This is a genomic window from Mesorhizobium sp. J18 (assembly GCF_007829525.1).
Lineage (GTDB): Bacteria > Pseudomonadota > Alphaproteobacteria > Rhizobiales > Rhizobiaceae > VLJP01.
In genome coordinates, this window is the sequence record NZ_VLJP01000083.1 from 1 (window position 1) to 3846 (window position 3846).

General features: G+C 62.4%; 5 protein-coding genes. 1 reads left to right on the forward strand and 4 read right to left on the reverse strand.

The window, feature by feature from the left end:
• Positions 1-161 precede the first annotated feature (161 nt).
• From L598_RS20510 to L598_RS20525, 4 genes are all read right to left on the reverse strand, one after another.
• Positions 162-1106, reverse strand: a complete 945-nt coding sequence (locus L598_RS20510; protein WP_144865739.1) for a hypothetical protein — start codon at positions 1104-1106, stop codon at positions 162-164.
• Positions 1081-2268 (reverse strand): hypothetical protein, encoded by a 1188-nt coding sequence (locus tag L598_RS20515; RefSeq protein ID WP_144865740.1) that lies wholly within the window; start codon positions 2266-2268, stop codon positions 1081-1083. The genes L598_RS20510 and L598_RS20515 overlap by 26 nt, the downstream gene beginning before the upstream one ends.
• Before the next feature lie 116 nt (positions 2269-2384).
• Positions 2385-2945 (reverse strand): ImmA/IrrE family metallo-endopeptidase, encoded by a 561-nt coding sequence (locus tag L598_RS20520; protein WP_246658863.1) that lies wholly within the window; start codon positions 2943-2945, stop codon positions 2385-2387.
• Positions 2946-3111: 166 nt separating this feature from the next.
• Positions 3112-3438 (reverse strand): helix-turn-helix transcriptional regulator, encoded by a 327-nt coding sequence (locus tag L598_RS20525; RefSeq protein ID WP_144865744.1) that lies wholly within the window; start codon positions 3436-3438, stop codon positions 3112-3114.
• A gap of 172 nt (positions 3439-3610) precedes the next feature.
• Between L598_RS20525 and L598_RS21670 the strand changes: the two genes are divergently transcribed.
• On the forward strand, positions 3611-3846 hold a 236-nt coding region (locus L598_RS21670), incomplete at its 3' end, for a hypothetical protein (RefSeq protein ID WP_210245035.1).

Consider the following 3846-nt stretch of genomic DNA (forward strand, 5'->3'; position numbering starts at 1 on the left):
TCTCCTTCGGTTTTGGTCGAAAACCTGCGGAGACGATGGACGAGGCCGGGGGAGGAGCCGGGGAGGAGCCAGGGAGGAGATACGGGAGGAATGCAGTCCGAGTGGCCAAAAACCAAAAAGGCCGCCCCGAAGGACGGCCTAGTTTCGAGAGGCTTTCAGTGTCACACCTCGAGCCAGCAGTTGGATCCGCTCTCTCTGATCACCTCTTGCCAGGTGGGGTGGCCACCGAAGAGATCCTTCAATCGCTTCACCGATGGCCCGCACTCGGCTTCCTCCAGGATGCGCGCGACGGGCAGCACGGGGTCGCCGCCCAGCCAGGCTTCGGCGAGCATGGCCACGGCGATCTTCTGTTTGCCGCCAGTGAACTCATGCCACGTGCCATGCACGATCAGCACGCCGCCATCGCCGGAGACCCAGACGGGCCCTTTGTGCGAAGGCCCCTTCAGCAGGCGTGCGGCCAGGACTTCCGGTGCGACAGCGAGGCCATCCTCGTGATCGACGACATCCGCCAGCGCGACGAACTCATGGCCCCTTATGAAGCTGAGGCGATGCCGATCCGGAGGATCGAGGAAAAGGACCACGCGCAGGCCTTCGGGGGGACGGCGCGTGACGAGTTGACGGAACTCCTCGAAAACCGCCGGCGCCGTCAGACCTCGGGCGACCCAGATCCCAGCGCGCGCCCTGCGCTTCGGCAGCCGCGCCGTCCCAAAGTCCATCACCGCACCATCAAGGGATGGCACGGGGTCATCACCGAGCGAGCAGTCGAGCCGGGCGGCCACTCGCCGGGCTGTGGCCGACATGTCCAGCGCATAGACCCGGCGACGGGCAGTGAAGTGCTCATCCTGCCACGCCTCATTGCTGAGATGCCCATGACGCCCCGTGATCGGGTGAACGATGACGGACGTCGGGGTGTCGTCTAGATCGTCCTCGGCGACGACGGCCATGGTGCTGCCGCGCGGCACGAGCAGTCCCGCTTCGATCAGCTGCTTTCCGGCGCCGCGCTTGTGGGCGAGGGCCATGGCCGAGACCCGCGCGTCGCGGGTCCCGGCGATGGACGAGAGCAGCCGGCGGGCGGCGAGATCAATCCTCGAAGAGCTGCAGGTCATCAACCAGGATCCCCCAGCGCCGAAGGTACTTCTCGCCGATCATCTGCTCGGCCGCGGTGCGATCCTTCAGATCGCAGCCATGCGGCCAAGTGATCGTCAGGGTCAGCGTGCGCCGCCTGTCACCTCCCGGGCGCCGGGCAAGCTTCACGGCGATCTTGGCCCGCGTGACGACGTACCCTTCGCTCAGGGGCGTGCGATCTCCGAAATTCTCTTCCGCCTTCGCCCATATCGTTTCGTCAGCGCGCGCGGGCTTCTCCAGCGTCACCCTGAAATCACTGTCGTCGATCGGCATCAGGCGCAGCTCGCGCACCTCGACACCCTCGATCCCGTCCTCGGGGTCGACCGGGAAGTCGTACGGCGTCAGCAGCACGGAAAGGTCGTACCACCGTAGGGGCAGGCGGTTCTCCCTGAACTCGATGCCAAGGAGGTGCGTGACCGTCGCCTTCACGATCTCGCTCCGCGTCACCTTGTCGTTGGCGATCACCTCGATGCCACCTGTTGCGGGCTCATAGGTCACCGCGGCCTCGAACACGGGACGATAAGCCTGCCGCACGAGGGATCCCTTATCGTCGAAGCGCAGCAGATCGTCGGGCCGTCCCTCGCGGTAGATCGTCACCTGCACGAGGTCGCATTCGTCGCCCTCATGGGTCGTCCTCACCCGGTCGAAGATGTCGACATGGGCATGGGCGGCGCCCGAGAACTCCTTGATCGCGGAAACGAAGGCATGGCGGGCTGGCGCGTCGCGCTGCACGACGCAGCCGGCATCGGTCATGTAGCCGGCCCACATCCGACCGCGCCGGCGGTCCTCCGTGAAGCGGACTTCCTCGGCATGGCGAAAGCGGTCCTGCGCGTTCAGGAACATCCAGAGCGACCGCGCGTGCGGGTTGGCAAGTCCGTCTAGGAAGGCGGGATCTTCCGCGACGCTGTAAATCGCAGCCTGGCCCGGCTCGTCGGACAGGGCATGGACGCGCTCGGCGTCGTTCGAGATGCGGTCGCGCTGAACGCGGGACAACTTCTCAATGGCGGCGAGAAGTGGTCCGGAAAGATCGGCGTCCGATGCTGGCCAGTCAAATTCTGTAGGGAGGCCGATTTCCGGTCGGTCGAAGTATTCGCGCAGCGCCTCGCCGGGCGTCTTGCGAAGGAAGGCGGAAAGAGCGGTCACGCTGGTCTCCTTTCGTGGTGCATCCGCAGAGTTGCTAATCCGCTAATTAGCGTATTTAGCGCCCGCGCGGAGTCAATCGAAAAAATACGCTTTTCCGCGAATTGACGGATTCTCTGCTAGAAAAGAGAGGGTTGGCTGCTGGAGGAGACCAGTAGGCTCAGCTTCAAAAGGCGGACTCGCGCGGCATCCTCTGAGACCGCGAATCGGTCCATGACTGCACGGATAAGTGCGCAGCCATCCTCCGAGGCCTGGTGTATCGAGCCGTGCAGTCCTCGCGGCTCGCAATAATCCGAGACAAGGCGGCGCAGCTGAGTCGCGGGCATGAGGATCGCCCCGCTGACGTATCCAGCCTGCCATTCCATCCAGTCGTACTGGGACGCGCTTATGATGCTGTCGCGCTTGCAGATGGCCTTGTTCTCGATGCTCTTGCGATCGAACAGACGCCGAGCGATGAACTTCTCCGCCCAGAGGTGACGGTGGAAATACACATGCCCAAACTCGTGGGCGAGGGTCGTCCGCAGCCTATTCTCCCGCCGCGAGTCGTTGGCCAGTTTCTCCGAGATGGAGACCTTCGTTCTTCCTTCCGGGAAGAACTCGGTCATGCCTTCAACGTCGTCACCGAAGTCCGATAGATCGGCGTAAGCATCGAGCTCCGATTCGTGCTGTTCAATCAGCACTTCGAGATCATCCGTCCGTACAGGAAAATCGACGGAGCCACGACGGCCGCGCAAGAGGGCGGAGACAATCCGCTCACACTCGCGGTCAAGCTCTTGGGCGGAGTAGTGTGGCCTCTCTGCGAACCGTCCAGTCTTGTCGGGCACCATCCTAACCAAGGCGACTACCTCAATTCGTGATGTTCTTTCTGAAATTCGCGAAGCTCTTCACAATCTTATCTCGATCCTTCGCCTTTTGTCGCACGTCATCAGGAATCTTTCCGGCCAGCACGAAAAGGTAACCCTCGTCCTCATCGAGGATCGTTGCAAACTGCTTGATCAGGTGATCGGACGTGGGGCTCCGGCGGTCATGCTCGATGTCATTGAGGTACTGCGGCGAAATCGGGCCGCCGCCTTCCTCCTTCTTCACGAGCGCTGCGAGCTCCTTCTGGCTGAGGCCCTTGGCCTTGCGGGCCTTCGCAATTGCCTGACCGAATGTCACGGACTGAGCCGACATTGCTGTCCTACCTTATCTGTCCCTGATGCCGCGGATACGCCTCTTCGCGGATGAGCGGATTGATACGCTACTTAGCGTATGGGATCAACGGCGAGGACGGAGGAGACGGCACACCGACCCTGCGGCGCGCTTCGAATGATTGCGCGGAAACTCGATAACACGTTGAATATACTTGCGTATCGTCGTTTTGCGACTACCGTTTCGCCAGTCATCTTCTGTTGCGAACGGTCTCATGCAAGACGCCCGATCTGGCCCGAACCCGCTGCAGCCCGTCCGTCTGTCGACGGGCGAACGCCTCGATGAACTCGCGTTCATTCTTGCCGCGGGGCTGAGGCGTATACTGCCGGAACAGTCCAGTTCTTTATCTGCACCTGGCGAAGACAGTTCATTCGACATTCTCGCCCTCAA